The organism is Duncaniella muris (assembly GCF_003024805.1).
Lineage (GTDB): Bacteria > Bacteroidota > Bacteroidia > Bacteroidales > Muribaculaceae > Duncaniella > Duncaniella muris.
This window is the reverse complement of the sequence record NZ_PUEC01000005.1, coordinates 1-19,296: the sequence shown is the minus strand read 5'-3', so window position 1 is coordinate 19,296 and position 19,296 is coordinate 1. Positions and strand designations below refer to the sequence as shown.

The following is a 19,296-nucleotide window of genomic DNA, read 5'->3' as shown; positions in this document are numbered from 1 at the left end:
TACCGGAAACAGATTCTATCCCGAACCGCACCTCAGAAGTCAGAAAATGCTTTTGACGTGCGGTTCATTTGTATTCGGGAATTTCATCAGGGCGAAATACGATGGAAGCTGATACAGGAGAAGTAGCCACAAAGTATCCGAGACATTTGTCACCGCTGAACATAGCAGGGCCATTGCTGTCATTCTGTAACGCTTCGAGATAATCGTGCATGGCGCGTGAAACCGGCAAAACAGTGCAGGTAAGTACATCACCATCAAAAAGCACCGTATCATCATCCTCTTCATCCGTGTCCTTGCGGGTGGTCATAGTGATAAAAGTGTTTATGCCGTCTGCTGCACTGCGGTCATCCATCTCTCCCCACTGATAAATCTTTCCATTGCGATAAAGTTTTATCCAGTAGCAGTCCCCTTCCGTGGCTTCATCATCGTAGAACCGTCCCTGAAAGACAGCCACCTGATCGTAGGGCATTTTGATCCAGTTGAATTCAAGACTTTCTATCTCGGTCGGCGGATACATAGTGGCGGTAGCCTCATAACGGCAACCGGCTCTTTCCACTGTCAAGCGATAGTCATGACCCGCAACGCCTGGTGTCAGGTCAGTGTAGAAACCCTCCGAATCCGTATGGAGACCATATACAGACCCATCTGTCAGATCGGTCAGTGTCACCACTGCATCCGTGAGATGTGTACGGTCCATAGGCTCATCCATAGGAGTCGTGCTGGTGATGGCTACCTTCGCCCCGTCAGGAGTAAGCTCCGCCTCAATAACGGTCAACGGTTCTATATCGTGATACTTGAAATCAAGTTCCTTTTCGCACGATGCGAGCAGAAGCAGCATGCACATCATTGCCGGAATGCTATATAGTTTCATAATCATCAGAATTTAAGAGTATATGATACTGATGGAACAAGACCATACATTGCATGCAGCACTGCACGTGTTCCGGATGGTTTGGACGCATCATCCTCGAAGTAGACCAAGAACGGATTGTAGCGGCAATAGGCGTTGTAGATTCCGAATGCCCATTCATATGTAAGTTTCTTCCCGGTGTGGATATATTTGGCGGAAAGATCGAGGCGATGGGTAGGAGGTGTCATATAAGCGTTTCTCCTGGAATAGTAGTAACACGTCTCGCCGCTGATTTCATACTTCACATCAGGAGCCGTCAACGGCTGGCCGGACATAAAAATCCATGAGCCGGAAAGATTCCATCTGTCAGACAGTTTATATATGGCAGTGACGGTAAAATCATGGCGGCGGTCATTGGTAGCATTATACCACTGGCCGTCATTGATGCCTGGAATCTTGGTTTCTGTGTGCGAAATCGTGTAAGACAGCCAGCCTGTGAGACGTCCTGTATTCTTGCGAAACATGAACTCCGCACCGTAGCTCCTGCCACATCCTCCAAATATAATACTTTCGATTGCGATGTCAGAGAATGTACTGCGGCCATCCTTGAAGTCGTAGACATTATCCATGCTTCGGTAATATCCTTCGGCCGACCAGTCAAACGCGCCGTTCCCAGTCATGCCGCTGTAGCCTATCCCGTATTGCAGCGAACGTTCAGGCTTTACGATTGCCGAAGTAAGAGCGTAGCGGTCAAATGGGAAAGATGTGGCGTTGGCGCGGATAGCGTGAAGATTCTGGGTTGATATGCCGAATCCTGCCTTTACGTTATGCAGATGCGTGAGATTATATTTCAGATTGATCCGAGGCTCGACCTCTATGTAGGTTTTGCCGTCAAACTGATTAGGGATGTCATAGGCGCTTTGGAATTCATGAAAGCGATTCTGAGACAACACTGATGCCACATTGAGGCGCAGGCCGGCGGTGACATCAAGCTTTTCGGCAAACGATCCGGAATATTCCGCCCAGGCAGAGTTTTCCCAAAGTGACCTGATTTCACGCTCGCGCGAAGCGTTAAGCATCCATTCCGCCGACTTTACCTTAAGAAGTTCTGACCGCAATCCGAACTCCAGTCCGTGCCATTCGGATATTTGCCAGCGCAGCCTCTCGTTGAGGGAGTAATTATGTATGTAGGTCCACATGGCTTCATTGACATCCATCATGTCCATTGACATTTCAGGACTGAAATGAGTCAATGCCGCAGTTGTAGTGAACGTAAGCCGGTCATTGGCACGGGCCACCCAGTTGACCGATCCTCCGAGATTGCCCCAGTATAATCCCATAAGGTCGGCAACCGCCATATTGTCGTGGCTGATAAAGAACGAACCGTCGATCAGATGACTTGGCGAAGGACAATAGCGCAACTTGGCCGACACATCATAGAAATTCATCACTGTGCTGCGGTATTGGGGAACTATTTTCAGAAATGCATCCACGTAAGAACGTCGTGCGGCCACGGCAAACGAAAGTTTATCTTTCACAATCGGGCCTTCGGCCTTGATCTTGGCGGCAAGTATTCCGATTGAGGCTGACCCGTGATAATTTTCCATATCCCCGGCAGCGAGAGTAGTTTCAAGTACCGAAGATGTCGCATCTCCATACATGGCCGGGATAGCACCTTTGTAGAGGGTAGCGCTTCCGAGAGCATTGTCGTTGAAAGTCGAGAAGATCCCCATCACATGGCTGGGATTATATAACGATATGCCATCGACCAGAACAAGGTTCTGATAGGCGTTACCGCCCCTGACCTCAAATCCGCCACCGCCTTCACCCTCGCTGCGGACACCGGGAAGCAGTGTGATCGACTTTATGATATCGGCTTCGCCGCCAAAGGCCGGAACCTGTATCATCTTTGACAATTCAAGCCGTTCAGCTCCAAGCCTTGGGTTACTGATTCGCTGGCGGGCGGAGTTGCCGGTGACAACAACCTCATTAAGTTCCGTACCCATTATGCTGTCACTTGGCTCCTCAGCCGAAACTGTCACCGTTGCACAGACCAGGACCAAACCTAAAACTACTATTTTCTCTATCATAAATTTTTACGTAGGTGAACTCTCGCAATTGACTGGCCCGATTTTATTGTATCTGAAATACTTCATTGAGTCTGTGTTTAATTAGTGTAACAGATAGTAATAAACCACGAAAAAGGTTGTAACGTTACAACCTTTTCACATGTATTTAGATGGCAATTTCAAAAAGAGTCTTACTTCTCTGAAATAAACGAATCTTTAAAGCCAAGGAAATAAAGAACTCCGTCAAGTCCGATGGTCGAAATTGACTGTTCGGCATTGGCTTTGACCTTAGGTTTGGCATGGAATGCTATACCAAGTCCTGCGGTGGAGAGCATCGGCAGATCGTTAGCTCCGTCACCGACCGCAATAGTCTGCGCAATGTTCACATTCTCCACCTGAGCTATCAGTTTAAGCAGTTCGGCTTTCCTGCGGCCGTCGACAATCTCTCCGAGATAGCGCCCGGTCAGCTTTCCGTCAACGATTTCAAGTTCATTGGCATAGACATAGTCAAAACCATATTTCTGCTTGAGATAATTTCCGAAATAGGTGAAACCGCCTGACAGAATGGCTGTCTTGTAGCCCACACGCTTAAGCACCTGCATCATTCGGTCAAGTCCTTCGGTTATAGGCAGATTCTCAGCTATCTCCTGCATCACGCTTTCATCAAGTCCTTTGAGCAGCGCCACACGTTCGCGGAAACTTTCGCAGAAATCAATCTCACCCCTCATGGCCCGTTCGGTTATAGCCTTGACCTGGTCACCGACACCGGCTCTGATAGCCAGTTCGTCAATAACCTCAGTCTCAATAAGAGTAGAGTCCATGTCAAAGCAAATCAGTCTGCGGCAACGGCGGAAAAGAGTGTCTTCCTGCATTGAAATGTCAAACTCTTCTTCCTGTGAAAGCTGCATGAAGCGCGCCTGCATCGCAGCCGTATCTCTCGGCATGCCGCGCACTGAAAATTCGACACACGATTTTGACAGCGGCTGCTCTTCCTCTCCCAAAGGCATTCGTCCGGTCAGACGCTGTATGGAGTCGATATTCATGCCCTGCTCAGAGATTTCGGCCGTCACGTTGGCAATCTGCCGGGCCGTCAGCCGCCGGCCGAGAATAGTTATTATCCAGCGGTCTTTGCCCTGCATACCGACCCAGTTCTCATATTCTTCAATACTTACCGGCGAGAAACGCACATTCACATTAAGTTCGGTAGCTTTGAAAAGCAATTCTTTCATAATGTTGCCTGACACTGCCGAATCGGTCTTTATCAGAATACCCAGTGAAAGGGTATGATGTATGTCGGCCTGACCGATATCAAGAATGCCGGCATTGTAGCGGGCAAGAATTTCAGAGAGAGCCGATGTCACACCCGGATGGTCCTGACCGGATATATTGATAAGAATTAGTTCAAGCTGAGGCGTTTCCATATCTATATATGAGAAATAATTGGATTTTGGATAACAAAGATACGAAGTTATCTCTGATTTTTTGGTAATTTTGCATGTGTAATTTAACAATCGCAAATATATGGCACGAGAATGGAAAGAGATTAAAAAGTATGAAGACATACTTTTCGAACAATATGGCCGCATTGCCAAAATAACCATCAACCGTCCGCAGGTCTACAACGCATTCCGCCCGCAGACTAACCGTGAAATGCTTGAAGCTATGGCTTATTGCCGTGAAGCGTCTGACATTGGAGTGATCATACTGACAGGAGCCGGTGACAAGGCTTTTTGCTCTGGCGGCGATCAGAAAGTCAAAGGCATAGGCGGATATATCGACGAGCAGGGAGTGCCCCGCCTCAATGTCCTTGACCTCCATAAGGCAATCCGCTCGATTCCCAAGCCCGTCATCGCTATGGTAAACGGCTATGCTATCGGCGGCGGCCATGTGCTCCACGTGGTCTGTGACCTTACCATAGCCTCTGACAATGCCCGCTTCGGCCAGACAGGCCCGAAAGTAGGCAGTTTCGATGCCGGTTTCGGCTCAAGCTATCTGGCCCGCTGTGTAGGTCAGAAAAAAGCGCGCGAAATCTGGTTTCTCTGCCGCCAGTACAGCGCCGAGGATGCCGAACGAATGGGTATGGTGAACAAAGTCGTGCCTTTCGACCGTCTGGAAGACGAAACCGTGGAATGGTGTGAAACTATTCTGAGCCGCTCTCCGATGGCCATCCGCATGATCAAGCGCGCACTTAATGCCGAACTTGACGGCCAGCGCGGCATGATGGAATTCGCAGGTGACGCCACCCTGATGTACTATCTCATGGAGGAAGCACAGGAAGGTAAAAACGCATTCCTTGAAAAACGCGACCCCGACTTCGACAAATTCCCTAAATTTCCGGGCTAAAACACAATCGGAACGTATGCAGGCCACTTGGTGTAAATATGAATTATTCTTCCGGTTCACTGCCATAACCTCACGTGAACGCATGAACCGGAAGGATACATATTATATAAAAATATCCGATCAGGCCGACCCTGCGGTTTATGGCATCGGCGAGGCCGGACTTTTCCGCGGTCTGAGCTGTGACGACCGGCCGGGCTATGAAGAAATGCTTGACACAGTCTGCCGCGCCATCGACACCTACCTCGAAAATCCGGACCTGCTTGCCGACTGGCCGTCAATCAGGTTTGCCGTCGAGACTGCCGCACTTGATCTCAGAAACAACGGGCACCGCATCCTTTACCCCTCTGCCTGGACCGAAGGTCGAGAACCCATCACGATCAACGGCCTCGTATGGATGGGTGACCGCGAAACCATGCGCGAACGGATAGCCCGTAAACTGGCTGACCGCTGCGGATGTGTGAAAGTCAAAATCGGCGGAATTGAATTTGATGAAGAGATAGATCTGCTGCGCTACATCCGTTCGCAAGCTCCTGAAATCACACTCCGGCTTGATGCCAACGGCGCTTTCACCCCTCAGGAAGCAGATGAAAAACTCAGGCGGCTTACCGAATTTGACATCCATTCAATCGAACAGCCGGTAAGAGCAGGCCAATGGCAGGAAATGCAGCGTCTATGCCGCACCTCCCCCATCCCGATCGCCCTTGACGAAGAACTTATCGGCCTTAACGATTCTGAAGAGAAGCGCCGGATGCTTGAAACGATCCGCCCGCAATACATCGTACTGAAACCCACCCTCTGCGGTGGCATAGGAGGCTCGGAAGAGTGGATCAGACTTGCCGGGACAATCGGTGCCGGATGGTGGATCACTTCAGCCCTCGAATCAGACATAGGGCTGAATGCCATAGCACAGTGGACAGCGACACTCGGATCAGACATGCCGCAGGGACTGGGTACAGGCCAATTGTATGACAACAACATTCCCTCACCGCTGTCAGTCAGCGGCGACAGGTTATCCTACAACCCTGCCGGAAAGTGGGAAATTCCTCAACTGGCATGGAAACAATTCTGACACCTGAAGCAAAAAAATTTATTGAAGAGTGGAATAGTCCGACTCCCTACGTCACTGCCCGCACTTCAGGCTCTACCGGCACGCCTAAAGAAATCCGCCTTCTGAAAACAGATATGCGGGCCTCGGCCAAAGCTACTATAAAATTTTTCGGCCTCCACTCCAGATCATGGCTCCACCTGCCCCTCTCGCCGGATTACATAGCAGGAAAAATGCAGATTGTCCGCGCACTGGAATCCGGAGCCACACTGACAGTGGAGGACGCGACCAACCGTCCGCTGTCCGGACTCAGCCTGAACACCGGCCGACGGATCTCATTGTTGCCTGTGGTGCCTTCGCAAGTCTGCGGAGTGCTGTCATCCGGGTTCACAGACCGCATCGACAACATGATCATAGGAGGAGCACCGCTTGCCCCTGCAGACGAACAGCGCATCATCGACTCCGGCATACCCTCTTTTGCCACTTACGGCATGACCGAGACATGCAGCCATGTGGCGCTGCGCCGACTCGGTTCGGAATGCTTCTCGGCTCTCCCCCGTTTCAGATTTTCGGCAGATCCAAGAGGATGCCTTGTCATAAACAGTGAGACAATGTCATTCGGACAGCTCGTCACAAACGATATTGTAGAGCTTGACAGTCCGCAGGCATTCCGCTGGAGAGGACGCTTTGACAATGTCATCAACTCCGGAGGCCTGAAAATAAGCCCTGAGGAAATTGAAAAAAAGATAGCACATCTGTTTCCTGACGGTACGAATTTCTACATAGCATCACGCCGAAGCGAGCGCTGGGGCGAAGAAGCGGTCCTTGTCACCGATCTCCGGGAACCGGCCGACAATCTGATAAATCTGATAGAAACCGAGGTCGGGCATCTCCGCGCACCGAAAGCACTGATTTTCGATCCGGACATACAGCGGACTTCATCAAAAAAAATCATCCGGAGAAAATTTTAGGCCTCTTAATAATCCTGAATCGGTTGATAAGTGTTATCTTTGTAATTACTCCGTTTTCATCTTCCGGTCTGGAAGAAACTCACTTTCAACTATCGTTTTATGACTCCGGAAACAGGCCCCAATCTCTATGGACTTTTCAATGACAGCTTCCCTCCTGTCCTTGACGGCGTCACTCTGACAGTCGAAAACTATTGCCAATGGCTTGCCGCGGCAGGCCACAAAGTCTGTGTAGTCACCCCCTGGACTCCCGGTTCGTGTCCCGAAGGTGACTTCACCATGTATCGTTATCTCTCGCTCCCCATCTATAACCGCCACCCCTATCGCTACGGTTATCCAAGATTCGACCCTTTCATCTGGCGCAAACTGCGGTCTACACCATTCAGACTCGTCCATGCCCACTGTCCTTTTTCGTCCGGCAGACTTGCAGCCTATGCGGCAAGAAAGCATGACATACCGCTCGTTGCCACATTCCACTCCAAATACCGGACCGATCTCGAACGCTCGCTCCCCGGTCCGATGGTAAGATACCAGATGAAACGTCTGCTCGAATTCTACAACTCCGCCACTGAAGTCTGGATTCCACAGAGCGCCGTTGAAGAGACTCTCAGAGAGTACGGTTACACCGGAGATGTCAAAGTGGTGGAGAACGGCAATGATTTCAGCGAAGGAATTTCAGATCTGTCTGCCTACCGGAAAGAAGCGCGCAGGCATATAGGCCTCGCAGATGATGAATTCGGGCTTCTATTCGTGGGACAACACATTCTCGAAAAAGGGATCGAGATCATAGTCCGCGCACTCGCCGGTCTTGCTGGTCTGAAATTTCACATGAATTTCATAGGCACCGGCTATGCCCTTCACGACATGCAGGAACTCACACGTGAGCTGGGTCTTTCAGCCCATGTGGCATTCCACGGTGTGATTGACAACCGTGAAGAGCTGCGCCGCTTCTACGCCGCATCCGATCTATTTCTTTTCCCTTCGTTCTATGACAATGCTCCGCTCGTGGTCAGAGAGGCGGCAGCTATGTCCACCCCCTCCCTTCTGCTCGAAGGCTCTACAGCCGCCGAACTTGTCAGAGACGGAGATAACGGCTTTCTGACCCGACGCACTCCCGAAGCTTATGCAGCCGCCATACGCGCCATCGCATCTGACCCTATTATGAAAGAAAAAGCCGGACACGGAGCCCGCGCCACTCTTGCACGTTCATGGCGCGATGTCATGGATGAAGTATTAATCCGCTATGCCGAAATAACCGACCGATATGAGCACAACTGTCACAAAAAATAAAAACAACACTCCATCTGAGCGCAGGCAGGTGCTCGGACTATTATGGAAAATATTCCTACCTATGGCCATAGGTATCGGAGTCGTAATGTGGCTGTTTCACCGAGAATTCAATCCGGAGGTGTGGGACTCGATTCATTTTGACGCCCGTGTCATAGCCTGCATTCTTCTCGCATGGCTGTTTATGATAGGCCGGGACTTCGGTCTGACATGGCGTTTCAGAGCCTTGACTGACCATCAGCTCTCGTGGCGCAAGGCCCTGAAAGTCGACATGCTCTGTGAATTCACATCCTGCGTGACTCCATCGGCAGTCGGCGGAAGTGCCCTTGGCATGGTCTATCTCAACCGTGAAGGCATAGAATTCGGACGCGCCACCACGCTGATGATGACCACCCTCTTCCTCGACGAATTCTTCTTCGTACTCTCCATACCGGTAATCATGCTGCTTGTGCCCTACAGCGAACTTTTCGATTTCGGACACGGCAGTTTTACCGTGGGCCTACAGTCTGTGTTCTGGGGTGTCTATGCGATAGTATTCCTCTGGACCTCTATTCTGTTTTTCGGAATCATCATAAGACCCCACGGCATCCACAGGTTTCTGAACTGGCTGTTCAACTTCAGACTGCTCCGGAAATGGGCGCCGAAAGTAGATCAGCTCGGACAAAACATGGAAGCAACCGGACGCGATCTCCGCAAACGCCCCCTTAGATGGTGGCTTGAGACATTCGGCGCCACAGCTCTCTCATGGTCCTCACGCTACCTTGTTGTCAACGCTCTTTTCCTTGGCTTTGCCCCTCATGCCGATCAGCTGATTGTTTTCGCCCGCCAGTTCGTGGTGTGGATATGTCTGATGATAAGCCCCACCCCCGGCAGCGCCGGCATCAGCGAATGGCTGTTCACCACCTACTACGGCGACCTGATCCACAGCGCCGGCATCGCTCTGATAATCGCTCTGTTCTGGCGCATCATAAGCTACTATATCTATCTGCTTGTCGGAGCATGCATACTCCCCTCCTGGATCCGCGACAGCTTTAGAAAATCACCCCGAAACAACCTCTAATGACAACCAAACCGCAATGAACCGATCACATCTACAATTCCGCCTATGGCTATGGGTCCTCCCCGTCATAGCCCTGATATATCCGGTCACAATCAATGCCGATGAAGTACATGGTGTCTATATGCTCCGCCTTGATGACGAGATAGGCTCTTCAACCTGGCGCTACACCCGGCAGGCTCTTGACGAAGCCTCGCGCCTTGATGCCGAACTGCTGATTGTGCACCTCAACACTTACGGCGGATCCGTGGTCCACGCCGACTCAATCCGCACCGCGCTGCTCAACTTCCCTCGCCCAACAGTGGCGTTCGTTGACAACAACGCAGCCTCGGCAGGAGCACTCGTCGCACTGGCCTGCGACTCTGTGTTTATGAGAAGCGGAGCCTCGATGGGAGCCGTCACAGTGGTTAATGGCACCGACGGCATGGCCATGCCTGACAAATATCAGTCATACATGCGGGCCATGATGCGCGCCACCGCCGAGCGGCATGGGAAAACCATTAGCCCGGACGGAAAGTCGGAATGGCGCCGCAATCCGCTCGTGGCAGAAGCTATGGTCGATCCGCGGGTCAGTGTGGGCGGCCTTATCGACTCTACAAGAGTGCTGACCTTCACGGCTGACGAGGCCGTAAAATGGAACTATGCCGACGGCAATGCAGAATCAGTTGACGAGATAATGCAGCAGCTCGGATATCATCCGGCTTCATATGCCATCAAGGAGTATCACCCTACATGGCTCGACATCTTAATCGGCTTTCTCACAAATCCTGCAGTGCAGGCGGTGCTGATCATGCTCATTATAGGCGGGATCTATATGGAACTCCACTCGCCCGGTGTAGGCTTCCCCTCGGCGGCAGCCATAATCGCCGCTATACTTTACTTCCTGCCATTATATATAAGCGGCATAGCGAGTTCTTGGATAATCCTGCTGTTCGTTTTGGGCATAATGCTGATAATTCTTGAAGTTTTTGTGGTGCCAGGTTTCGGAATCACAGGCATAGCCGGAATTTCGTGTGTCTGCGCGGCTGTTATCCTCGGCCTCATAGAGCACTACACCTTCTCTCTCTCCCATATGAACGCCGACGCCATCTGGAGCTCAATGGTCATCTTCCTCGTCGGCCTCGGTCTGGCGGTGCTTGCCATCTGGTATCTTACATCGTCCTATGGTCCCAAGTGGGTGCGCCGCCACACAGAACTTATGCTGACTCAGCAGGTGGATGAAGGCTATATCGGAGTGGACATGACTCCGGCTGCATATATCGGCCTTGACGGCACGGCTGTCACTGACATGCGCCCGGCAGGAAAAGTAGAGATCAACGGAGATGTGCTCGATGCGGTTGCTATCCAAGGATTCATCCATGCCGGAGCAAGGGTGAAAGTCAGGAAGTATGAAAACGCTCAGATATATGTCGCAGAACTATAGATGACTGAAAGTATATTCACTGCCTGATACAGCCAGAGTTATGCCGGTCATCTGTCTAACGCACCAGCAAATGGCCGGCATACACACATCCAAGCCCGACTGCCAGACTTGCAAGAGCATAGGCTATGGCTACAATGCCTTCTGACATACCAAGCAGAAGATAGTTTTCATTTACAAAAGTCGAAAATGTGGTAAACCCGCCGCAAAAACCGACAGTGGCAAGCAAACGCAACTCCGGGCTCAAAAGATCAGACTTTTCAGCAAAGCCATAGATCAGACCAATCAGCAGGCATCCCGCCATATTGACCGCGAAAGTACCCCAGGGGAAAGCCGCAGCGCCTGCATTGGTCTGTATGACATGGCTTAGCCCATAACGGCATACACCGCCAAGCCCGCTGCCCAGAAAGACTATCAGAAAATCAGTCAGATTCATTTTCATTCGATTTTACGACTGCAAATTTACGGATTTGTCACATTTTTATTATTATCTTTGTGCAATTTAGAGTTCCAATCTTTTATCATGTATAAAAAAGTAATTTGCGCGGCATGCGGTGCCGCACTGTCTCTTAGTTCTTTCGGAGAGACTATCGACATCAAGTCATTGAACTATTCCGGTCCTTTTGAAGTGGCCACTCCGTTCATGCTTGACAGCATCGATGCCAATTCTGCCAAGTTTGACACTTTGGCCATTCTGAAAACCCCGATTTCCATGAATGCTGCTGAAAAAGGCAGTAAATTCACAAATCAGGTTCTTCCGGCAAGCCGGACACCGGCACTCCACCTTCTGAATTTCACTCTTGACAACGGACGTTATTTCAACGGATCGCTCAAAGTCAGCGGCCTTAAGAATCGGGAGATCTATCTTGACGGCAAACTCATCACAGACGAAAAACTCGCTCTGGCTCCGGCAACACACTCCATAACTGTCAAATGTCTCACGCTACCGGGCAATCAACCCGACTCAGTCAGAATCTCCATTGAATCCGACGGCAAAACACAAGTCACAATCAATAAGGAACAAGGACGCCGCTACACTCTTCAGGATGTGATGACAGGTCAACGTATCCTATCGGCAGCCCTATCTCCAAGCGGTAAATATCTGCTCACCACATACAGTTTTACCCATGAAGGAGGCGACAATACGTTCAATACCCAGATCAGCGAACTCTCGTCAGGCCGAGTGCTATTGTCAAGCACAGAAACTCTACGGTGGATGCCAGACTGTGATCAGCTCTATCTCACACGCAATGTCAATAAAAAGCTCCGGTTTATCACCCTCAATCCTCTGACCCATGAAGAACAAGTGATTGCAGATGACATTCCCACACATTCATTCATGCTGTCGCCTACAGCTGATTTCTTTGTCTACCTGAAGAATCAGGATGAACCCAAGGAGAAGAACGCAGACCTTTATGAGATCGTCAATCCGGAAGACCGTCAGCCTGGATGGCGCTCACGCGCATCGTTGATGAAATTCGATCTGGCAAGCGGACTCAGCAGCCCGCTGACATTCGGCTACCGAAATGTCACTCCGGCCGGAATATCAGCAGACGGCAGCAAACTCCTTTTCATGGCTTATGACACTAAAGTAGAACAGCGTCCGAGCTCGGTTGTGTCTCTCTATCTTCTCGATCTGAAATCAGGTGCCTGCATGACGCTGCTTGAAAATGAAGGATTCATCGGTGGCGCATCCCTCTCGCCCGACGGAAAAACGGTCGCGCTTACAGCCTCTCCCGAAGGGCTTGGCTCCATCGGCAAGAATCTGCCAGATGGAATGACCCCGAACATGTATGACAACCAGCTCTATGTCATGGATGTCGCAACGAAGAAAGTCACCCCCCTGACCCGCGACTTCAACCCGTCTGTTGAAAGTTTCGCCTGGAGCAAGGCTGACGGAAATATTTATTTCACGGCTGAAGACCGCGATCTCAAATCGCTCTACCGCGTCAATCCGACCAACGGACAAATTGACAATCTGAAAGCACTTGAGGAATATGTAATGTCATTCGACCTTTCAGCCACAGCTCCGGTACTCGTCTACACCGGTCAGGGAGCGTCTAATTCCGACAGACTCTATTCTGTCAGTCTGAAAAACGGACGCCAGAATCTGATCGAAGACCTCAGCGCCAAACGCCTTGAGGGTGTGCGCCTCGGAGAGTGCAAGGGATGGCCGTTTGTGACATCGCGCGGCGACAGCATCAGTGTGCGCTACATCCTTCCGCCCGATTTCGATCCATCCGAAAAATATCCGATGATCGTAAATTATTACGGCGGATGCAGTCCGACCAGCCGCACATTCGAAAGCCGCTACCCACATCACGTCTATGCCGCCCACGGCTATGTGGTTCTGGTCATCATACCGCGAGGCAGTGCCGGATTCGGGCAGGAATATGCCGCTCACCATGTCAACACGGCCGGTGAAGGTGTAGCTGACGACATAATCGAAGCCGTAAAGGCCTTTACCGACAGTCATTCCTGGGTAGACAGCAAGAAGATCGGCTGTATCGGTGCTTCATATGGCGGATTCATGACCCAATATCTGCAGACAAAGACCGACATATTTGCTGCCGGAATATCTCACGCAGGTATCAGCGACCACACAAGCTATTGGGGTGAAGGCTATTGGGGATATTCATATAGCGAAGTCTGCATGGCCAACAGTTATCCCTGGACACGGAAGGATCTGTTCGTGGACCGCAGCCCGCTCTTCAATGCCGACAAGATCCACACTCCCCTGCTGTTCCTCCACGGCGATTCTGACACCAACGTGCCATTCGGAGAAAGTATCCAGATGTACACGGCCCTGAAACGCCTTGGCCGCGAGACGGCTTTTGTGGCAGTCAGAGGCGCCAACCACCAGGTGACCGAATTCAACAAGCGCAAACAGTGGCAGGAAACCATATTTGCATGGTTTGCCAAATATCTACAGGATGATCCGTCATGGTGGGAAGCCATGTATCCTAAGAAGTCACTTTGAAACGCCGGATCACGACCGGCAAAAAAAGAAGATCTGAGCGAATCAGAGCCATGCGTTGACACGTTCACGAATGGCCGCTGATTCGCTCAGCATTTTAATGAACTCGCACATGGAACGCTTGTGGTAACTGTCACGCAGAGTGTGGACACAGCCGGTCATCTCGTTCGCCGGAATGTCAAGCGGCACAGCCTTGACTCCGCGCACATTGTGTGTTGTGGCTTCGGCCAGTACAGTGGCCAGACTGCTGCAGCTGATCAGTTTCAGCAGAATGTTGACTTCATTGAGTTCGATACGCACACGCATATCAATGCCTTTAGGAGCAATCACTGCATCAAAATAGTTTCGCGCCTGCAAGCCGCGGGCCGGCAGTGCAAGATCATATTCCGAAAGCTCGGCAAGCGTGACTTTTTGCTTCGATGCCAAGGGATGGTTACTATTGACCACCACTGTAAGAAAATTCTGAAACAGACTGTGGGATTCGACACAGGCCAAAGGCTCCTTCGGTTTGAATGCAAGCACAAAGTCAACTTCACGTTCAACAAGCATGTCCATCAGCTCGGCCATCGGCTTATAAAAAATATTGAGCTTCACTCCCGGATAAAGTTTCATGAAATCAAGCAGCGTCTCTGTCAGTATGGGGCTGAAAGAATATGTCACCCCGATGTTGAGAGTGCCTGCAAGCAGTTCGCGCAGATCATTCATGCGCTCAAGACAGAGTTGTGAGGCCTGTAGGGTTCTGACGGCATACGGGAGCAGTTCGCTGCCGGCTTCCGTCAGACACACCCGATGGCTGTCTCGCTGAAAAAGCGGTGACCCGATCTCCTGTTCGAGCTGTTTGATCTGCTGTGACAAGGTGCTCTGGGTTATAAACAATGTCCGTGAGGCCTCTGAAAAGTTCAACGTCTCCGCAACCTTGACAAAATATTTCAACTGGCGCAATTCCATGATTCAGGGAATGAAAATGAAAACGTGAGTAGTATTATATTAACGTGGCAGGTATAGTTCATCGTGTGGCCTGGAAAGATATATTTTTCAAAAGGAAGATCGGTATTGTCGCACCGATGACCATTCCGAGGAGTATAAAAAGGCAGGTAAGGCCATTACTTGCAAACAGATAGAAATAATGGTTGAATCCCAATTCATGCCCCTGATAAAGACACATCACAAGTCCTCCGAATGTCCGATAGGCATATATGCCGGGGATCATCGGCAAGAGCGAAGGAAACAGACAGGTCTCTGCGGGAGTACGGACCAAAGGAGAAAACAGAACCGCGAGCACCCCGACAATCAGCGCCGCTATCGAAGTGGCCGGCACAATGTGCATTCCTGTCAGAGATTCATTCATCAGAAGAAAACGGGTCGAATGGCCGGCGGCGGCAATAAGCGCACAATACAGATAGGCCCTGCGCGGGGGATTGCTGATAGCGGCAAAACCGATAGCTGCTATCGCTGCGAAAAACGCATCCTGCAAAAATTCGATCAACATAACGGATAAACTGCTTTTTTCAAATCAACATTCTGTAATGGCGCTGTCAAAACATACCGATGTTCATCATCATCATTCCGCCACAAAGGCCTATCGAAAGGCAAGCGGTAAGAATCATTGCATGCATGAAGCGGCTGAACGAACAGATATAGTGGCCGGCAAGCATATCGCTGAATGAATTCAGAAACGGAATGCCCGGCACAAGGTAGAGCACACTGGTTCCGATGGCTATTTCCGGAGTCTGGCCGAGATGAAACAAGGCATCCGTAGCTCCGAGCACAGACGAAACGAAAGCACACATAATGAAAACAATACGCATGTCTACTTTCTGCTCACAGAGCACCTGCTTCAGATAGTAGCCGGCAAGAGTTGCTATAAAAACGATTGCCATCGCCGGCAGATCGCCTCCGAAAAGGCGGCAAAACGATGCGTTGGCACATGATGCAAGTAAGAGCACCAGCCGTTTGTCAGCCGGACGAGTCTTGACGATGCGGTTGAACTCTGCTTCGGCCTGTCTGAAATCAAGCCGGCCGTCAGCCACTGCCCAGCTCAGTTCGCTCAGACGGGTGTTGATGTCGAAACTTATCATCGATGTCCGCAATGCAGTTATATAGGTATAGCTGTCGGAACGGTCACGGTTACAGACAGTCATGTGGATATGGCGTGGCATTATCGTCATCACCACTTCATGATCAAAAGCCTCCGCCATGCGTTTGACATTTCGCTCAAGGCGTATGCATGTGGCCCCGGCTCCTAAAAGCCATGCGGCATATTCAGAGAGGAAAAGGCAGTATTTTTTTACGGTCTCACCCTCTCTTGTCATTCGGATGCCTGCTGTCACAGGCGCCATAGGCTGCTCAATCTTCGTCATCATAAACTTCCTGGCCTTCAAGTCTGTCACCGGGGATGAAGATTTCCTCACTCTCCTTACCAAACTCGATCAGATGCCTCTGATGATGTATCTGGGAGTAGTTTTTGTAGCAGACTCTGATGATTATCAGTGCTACCATCGCGAATGCTATCACGCACCAGGTAAAAAGCGGAATGTTAAGCGTAACCATGATTGTTCTGATGTTTAAATTGTTTTGCAAAGTAAACAATCATGCGGATCTTTTTCCTCCATCCGGCTAATGAAAGATTCGATAGCTATTATAGAACGAGCCAATTGTTAAAAATGTTCTGCTTTTTGCTTAACTTTGCACTACTATGATACAACAGATCGAATTCACACTCCGCGCCTACCCGCGTGGCATCCATCTGGTCACCGGCGAAGTAATGCGCCAATTGCCTGAACTGCCTGAAAAAGGGCTTCTGCATCTTCTTATCAAACATACATCTGCCGCACTCGCTGTCAACGAGAATGCAGATCCGGATGTGCGCCACGACCTGAATGTTATTTTCGACCGCCTCGTGCCGGAAAACGCCCCATTCTATCTCCACACCGACGAAGGCCCTGACGATATGCCGTCACATGCCAAATCCATCCTTGTCGGTCCGTCGCTGTCACTGCCAGTCAGCCGTCATCACCTGAATCTCGGAACATGGCAGGGAATATATCTCTGTGAATTCCGCGACTACGGAGGTCCGCGCAAAATCGTAGCCACAATCATCGGCGAATAAAAGTCGGTCCGACAAAAAACGGCCCCGCTATCACCTATGATAGCGGAGCCGTGAATTTTATCGGAGATCAGACTCCGGCAATAGCTTTTTTATTCTTCGCCGCGGATAGCTGCGATGCCGGGGAGGATCTTGCCTTCGATGGCTTCGAGAAGAGCGCCGCCACCGGTTGAAACGTAGCTTACCTTGTCGGCCAGACCGAACTTGTTGACGCAGGCAACAGAGTCACCGCCGCCTACAAGAGAGAATGCACCGTTTTCAGTAGCCTCTACAATGGCATCGGCGATGGCACGTGAACCGGCAGTGAAATTGTCGAATTCAAACACACCGGCAGGACCGTTCCAAAGGATTGTCTTGGCACCTTTGATAGCATCGGCAAAAGCCTTGCGGGTTTCGGGACCGGCATCAAGGCCTTCCCATTCTGCAGGGATTTCCTTGCATGAAACAACCATAGTGTTGGCATCGTTGCTGAAATCGTCAGCTGCCACGCAATCAGTTCCGAGTACAAGGTTAACACCTTTCTGCTTGGCCTTTTCGATGATCTGAAGAGCGAGATCGAGCTTGTCATTCTCGCAGATAGACTTTCCGACATTTCCGCCGAGAGCCTTTGCGAAAGTATAGGTCATACCGCCGCAGAGGATGAGGTTGTCAACCTTGTCCATGAGGTTTTCGATGATGCCGATCTTGGTTGACACCTTTGAGCCACCCATGATAGCGGTGAAGGGACGCTTGATGTCTTTGAGAATGTTGTCAACAGCTGTAACTTCCTTTTCCATCAGATAGCCGAGCATCTTCGAATCCTTGTCGAAGTAATCGGCGATCACTGCGGTAGAGGCATGACGACGGTGAGCGGTACCGAAGGCATCGTTCACATATACGTCAGCATAAGATGCAAGAGTCTTTGCGAATTCTTTCTGGCGTTCCTTCATTTCTTTCTTGGCTGCGTCATATGCAGGATCTTCCTTGTCAATGCCTACGGGCTTGCCTTCTTCTTCAGGGTGGAAGCGGAGGTTTTCAAGCAGGAGCACCTGACCGGGCTTCAGAGCGGCGGCCTTTTCAGCTGCCTTGGCGCAGTCTTCAGCAAACTCTACTTCAGTGCCGAGATATTTGCCAACTGTATCTTTGATCTGGCTGAGTGACATTTTGGGGTTCACCTTACCTTTGGGTTTGCCCATGTGGCTCATGATGATGAGGCTGCCACCGTCAGCAAGAATTTTTTTCAGAGTGGGAAGAGCGCCGCGGATACGGGTATCGTCAGTGATTTTACCGTTTTCGTCCAGGGGAACGTTGAAATCCACGCGGACAATGGCCTTTTTGCCGTTGAAATTGTACTGGTCGATAGTCATTGAATATGTGTATTTTAAAGGGTTTTTACGTCCATTTCAGAGACGGTGCAAAATTACAGAAATATTTCATTAATAACAACATATTTTCGAAAATACTTCTTGCTGCCTCACGGCTCTTTCATTTAAGATTTGGTCTCATTCCCGGAAAATGTGTTATTTTATAGTGGTAGCTGTATGGACGCAGGGATGCTTTAACCTCTGATTTTCAATAAAATAAATACTTTAAAAATTGGTCAAGTGGCAGCTTTTTCGTAACTTGTAGGTGATAATCAAATAGTTACGCTAAAAAATGAAGCCACTTGACCAAGTCCGTTCGACTGGCGCTTATGCGCCTGATCACACTGCAAAAGTACACAATAAATTTGACACAAGACGCAGTATTTTAGAAGAACTTAGATCGTTTGCCTCATCCGTGCCGGATTTCCGCAGATTAGACAAAGGCAATATCCGCCATAGGCTCGACGATATCATCATGCTGATGATACTCGGACGCATAGCCGGATGTATCGGACGTGCCGAGATATTGGAGTTCGGCAGATACAACCTCAACAAATTACACAAAATGGGCATGTTGAAGAACGGGGTGCCATCCGAGGCCACGCTTTGCCGTGTGGAGAACGGCATCAACGATACAGGCATGGCCGACAGGATGCAGCAGTTCGCTCAAATATTCCTTGACAGGCTGCTTAATGCCTGCCGGGTCATTGAAATAATCTGCATTGACGGCAAAGCCGAGCGCGGCACCGTTCAGGAAAACGGGCGAAGCCCGGATATCGTCTCTGCCTATTCGTTCAGCACCGGCATAACAATCGCCACCGAAGCCTGTCA

The 19,296-nt window shown here is 50.3% G+C and carries 18 protein-coding genes; 9 read left to right on the top strand and 9 right to left on the bottom strand.

Going from position 1 to position 19,296, the window contains the following annotated elements; genetic code table 11:
• Positions 1-64 precede the first annotated feature (64 nt).
• The 3 genes from C5O23_RS03180 to serB all read right to left on the bottom strand — a co-directional run bounded on the left by C5O23_RS03180 (position 65) and on the right by serB (position 4,340).
• On the bottom strand, positions 65-871 hold the full coding sequence (locus tag C5O23_RS03180) for a DUF4249 family protein (RefSeq protein ID WP_161553538.1): 807 nt from the start codon (positions 869-871) through the stop codon (positions 65-67).
• 5 nt (positions 872-876) lie between these two features.
• The gene (locus C5O23_RS03175; protein ID WP_107031514.1) at positions 877-2,940 is read right to left on the bottom strand and encodes a TonB-dependent receptor plug domain-containing protein; all 2,064 of its coding nucleotides are present in this window, start codon (positions 2,938-2,940) and stop codon (positions 877-879) included.
• A 170-nt stretch (positions 2,941-3,110) separates the two neighbouring features.
• The gene (gene serB, locus C5O23_RS03170; RefSeq protein ID WP_107031513.1) at positions 3,111-4,340 is read right to left on the bottom strand and encodes a phosphoserine phosphatase SerB; all 1,230 of its coding nucleotides are present in this window, start codon (positions 4,338-4,340) and stop codon (positions 3,111-3,113) included.
• A 100-nt stretch (positions 4,341-4,440) separates the two neighbouring features.
• Between serB and menB the strand changes: the two genes are divergently transcribed.
• The 6 genes from menB to C5O23_RS03140 all read left to right on the top strand — a co-directional run bounded on the left by menB (position 4,441) and on the right by C5O23_RS03140 (position 11,042).
• Positions 4,441-5,262, top strand: coding sequence for a 1,4-dihydroxy-2-naphthoyl-CoA synthase (gene menB / locus C5O23_RS03165; RefSeq protein ID WP_107031512.1), 822 nt, complete (start codon positions 4,441-4,443; stop codon positions 5,260-5,262).
• Positions 5,263-5,278: 16 nt separating this feature from the next.
• Positions 5,279-6,331, top strand: coding sequence for an o-succinylbenzoate synthase (locus tag C5O23_RS03160; protein ID WP_107031511.1), 1,053 nt, complete (start codon positions 5,279-5,281; stop codon positions 6,329-6,331).
• Positions 6,316-7,278 carry an AMP-binding protein gene (locus C5O23_RS03155; protein ID WP_107031510.1) on the top strand — a complete coding sequence of 321 codons (963 nt, stop codon included), beginning with the start codon at positions 6,316-6,318 and terminating at the stop codon, positions 7,276-7,278. Before C5O23_RS03160 ends, C5O23_RS03155 begins: the two co-directional genes overlap by 16 nt.
• A 99-nt stretch (positions 7,279-7,377) precedes the next feature.
• Positions 7,378-8,565, top strand: coding sequence for a glycosyltransferase (locus tag C5O23_RS03150; RefSeq protein WP_107031509.1), 1,188 nt, complete (start codon positions 7,378-7,380; stop codon positions 8,563-8,565).
• On the top strand, positions 8,540-9,622 hold the full coding sequence (locus C5O23_RS03145; RefSeq protein WP_107031508.1) for a lysylphosphatidylglycerol synthase transmembrane domain-containing protein: 1,083 nt from the start codon (positions 8,540-8,542) through the stop codon (positions 9,620-9,622). Before C5O23_RS03150 ends, C5O23_RS03145 begins: the two co-directional genes overlap by 26 nt.
• Before the next feature lie 16 nt (positions 9,623-9,638).
• Positions 9,639-11,042, top strand: a complete 1,404-nt coding sequence (locus tag C5O23_RS03140; RefSeq protein ID WP_107031507.1) for an NfeD family protein — start codon at positions 9,639-9,641, stop codon at positions 11,040-11,042.
• 55 nt (positions 11,043-11,097) lie between these two features.
• On the opposite strand, the gene crcB is transcribed toward C5O23_RS03140, so the two are convergent.
• Complete coding sequence (gene crcB, locus C5O23_RS03135) at positions 11,098-11,475, bottom strand: fluoride efflux transporter CrcB (protein ID WP_107031599.1); 378 nt, start codon at positions 11,473-11,475, stop codon at positions 11,098-11,100.
• A gap of 87 nt (positions 11,476-11,562) precedes the next feature.
• Here crcB and C5O23_RS03130 point away from each other — a divergent pair, with 87 nt between their 5' ends.
• Positions 11,563-14,019, top strand: coding sequence for a S9 family peptidase (locus C5O23_RS03130; protein ID WP_107031506.1), 2,457 nt, complete (start codon positions 11,563-11,565; stop codon positions 14,017-14,019).
• A 42-nt stretch (positions 14,020-14,061) separates the two neighbouring features.
• On the opposite strand, the gene C5O23_RS03125 is transcribed toward C5O23_RS03130, so the two are convergent.
• Genes C5O23_RS03125 through C5O23_RS03110 form a run of 4 tightly spaced genes read right to left on the bottom strand, consistent with a single transcriptional unit; the run spans position 14,062 to position 16,566 of the window.
• A complete protein-coding gene (locus C5O23_RS03125; protein WP_107031505.1) occupies positions 14,062-14,964 on the bottom strand; it encodes a LysR substrate-binding domain-containing protein in 903 nt (300 codons plus the stop codon).
• Between the two features lie 58 nt (positions 14,965-15,022).
• Positions 15,023-15,505 carry a threonine/serine exporter family protein gene (locus C5O23_RS03120; protein WP_107031504.1) on the bottom strand — a complete coding sequence of 161 codons (483 nt, stop codon included), beginning with the start codon at positions 15,503-15,505 and terminating at the stop codon, positions 15,023-15,025.
• A 46-nt stretch (positions 15,506-15,551) separates the two neighbouring features.
• Positions 15,552-16,379, bottom strand: coding sequence for a threonine/serine exporter family protein (locus C5O23_RS03115; RefSeq protein ID WP_240597638.1), 828 nt, complete (start codon positions 16,377-16,379; stop codon positions 15,552-15,554).
• Positions 16,363-16,566, bottom strand: coding sequence for a hypothetical protein (locus tag C5O23_RS03110; protein WP_107031503.1), 204 nt, complete (start codon positions 16,564-16,566; stop codon positions 16,363-16,365). Before C5O23_RS03110 ends, C5O23_RS03115 begins: the two co-directional genes overlap by 17 nt.
• A gap of 145 nt (positions 16,567-16,711) precedes the next feature.
• On the opposite strand from C5O23_RS03110, the gene C5O23_RS03105 reads away from it, so the two are divergent.
• Positions 16,712-17,125, top strand: coding sequence for a secondary thiamine-phosphate synthase enzyme YjbQ (locus tag C5O23_RS03105; protein WP_107031502.1), 414 nt, complete (start codon positions 16,712-16,714; stop codon positions 17,123-17,125).
• Positions 17,126-17,214: 89 nt separating this feature from the next.
• Here the strand turns inward: C5O23_RS03105 and C5O23_RS03100 are convergent, their stop codons facing one another.
• On the bottom strand, positions 17,215-18,468 hold the full coding sequence (locus C5O23_RS03100) for a phosphoglycerate kinase (protein WP_107031501.1): 1,254 nt from the start codon (positions 18,466-18,468) through the stop codon (positions 17,215-17,217).
• A gap of 289 nt (positions 18,469-18,757) precedes the next feature.
• On the opposite strand from C5O23_RS03100, the gene C5O23_RS03095 reads away from it, so the two are divergent.
• Positions 18,758-19,296: transposase family protein (locus C5O23_RS03095; RefSeq protein ID WP_133166494.1), on the top strand; the 539-nt coding region annotated here is incomplete at its 3' end.

What these genes read in the sequence shown, in the direction of transcription:
- C5O23_RS03120 (WP_107031504.1), bottom strand. Translation starts at nt 15,505, where the DNA reads ATGTTGATCGAATTTTTGCAGGATGCGTTTTTCGCAGCGATAGCAGCT.
- C5O23_RS03175 (WP_107031514.1), bottom strand. Translation starts at nt 2,940, where the DNA reads ATGATAGAGAAAATAGTAGTTTTAGGTTTGGTCCTGGTCTGTGCAACG.
- C5O23_RS03180 (WP_161553538.1), bottom strand. Translation starts at nt 871, where the DNA reads ATGAAACTATATAGCATTCCGGCAATGATGTGCATGCTGCTTCTGCTC.
- C5O23_RS03105 (WP_107031502.1), top strand. Translation starts at nt 16,712, where the DNA reads ATGATACAACAGATCGAATTCACACTCCGCGCCTACCCGCGTGGCATC.
- C5O23_RS03150 (WP_107031509.1), top strand. Translation starts at nt 7,378, where the DNA reads ATGACTCCGGAAACAGGCCCCAATCTCTATGGACTTTTCAATGACAGC.
- menB (WP_107031512.1), top strand. Translation starts at nt 4,441, where the DNA reads ATGGCACGAGAATGGAAAGAGATTAAAAAGTATGAAGACATACTTTTC.
- C5O23_RS03140 (WP_107031507.1), top strand. Translation starts at nt 9,639, where the DNA reads ATGAACCGATCACATCTACAATTCCGCCTATGGCTATGGGTCCTCCCC.
- C5O23_RS03110 (WP_107031503.1), bottom strand. Translation starts at nt 16,566, where the DNA reads ATGGTTACGCTTAACATTCCGCTTTTTACCTGGTGCGTGATAGCATTC.
- crcB (WP_107031599.1), bottom strand. Translation starts at nt 11,475, where the DNA reads ATGAATCTGACTGATTTTCTGATAGTCTTTCTGGGCAGCGGGCTTGGC.
- C5O23_RS03145 (WP_107031508.1), top strand. Translation starts at nt 8,540, where the DNA reads ATGAGCACAACTGTCACAAAAAATAAAAACAACACTCCATCTGAGCGC.
- C5O23_RS03125 (WP_107031505.1), bottom strand. Translation starts at nt 14,964, where the DNA reads ATGGAATTGCGCCAGTTGAAATATTTTGTCAAGGTTGCGGAGACGTTG.
- C5O23_RS03130 (WP_107031506.1), top strand. Translation starts at nt 11,563, where the DNA reads ATGTATAAAAAAGTAATTTGCGCGGCATGCGGTGCCGCACTGTCTCTT.
- C5O23_RS03155 (WP_107031510.1), top strand. Translation starts at nt 6,316, where the DNA reads ATGGAAACAATTCTGACACCTGAAGCAAAAAAATTTATTGAAGAGTGG.
- C5O23_RS03160 (WP_107031511.1), top strand. Translation starts at nt 5,279, where the DNA reads ATGCAGGCCACTTGGTGTAAATATGAATTATTCTTCCGGTTCACTGCC.
- serB (WP_107031513.1), bottom strand. Translation starts at nt 4,340, where the DNA reads ATGGAAACGCCTCAGCTTGAACTAATTCTTATCAATATATCCGGTCAG.
- C5O23_RS03100 (WP_107031501.1), bottom strand. Translation starts at nt 18,468, where the DNA reads ATGACTATCGACCAGTACAATTTCAACGGCAAAAAGGCCATTGTCCGC.
- C5O23_RS03115 (WP_240597638.1), bottom strand. Translation starts at nt 16,379, where the DNA reads ATGATGACGAAGATTGAGCAGCCTATGGCGCCTGTGACAGCAGGCATC.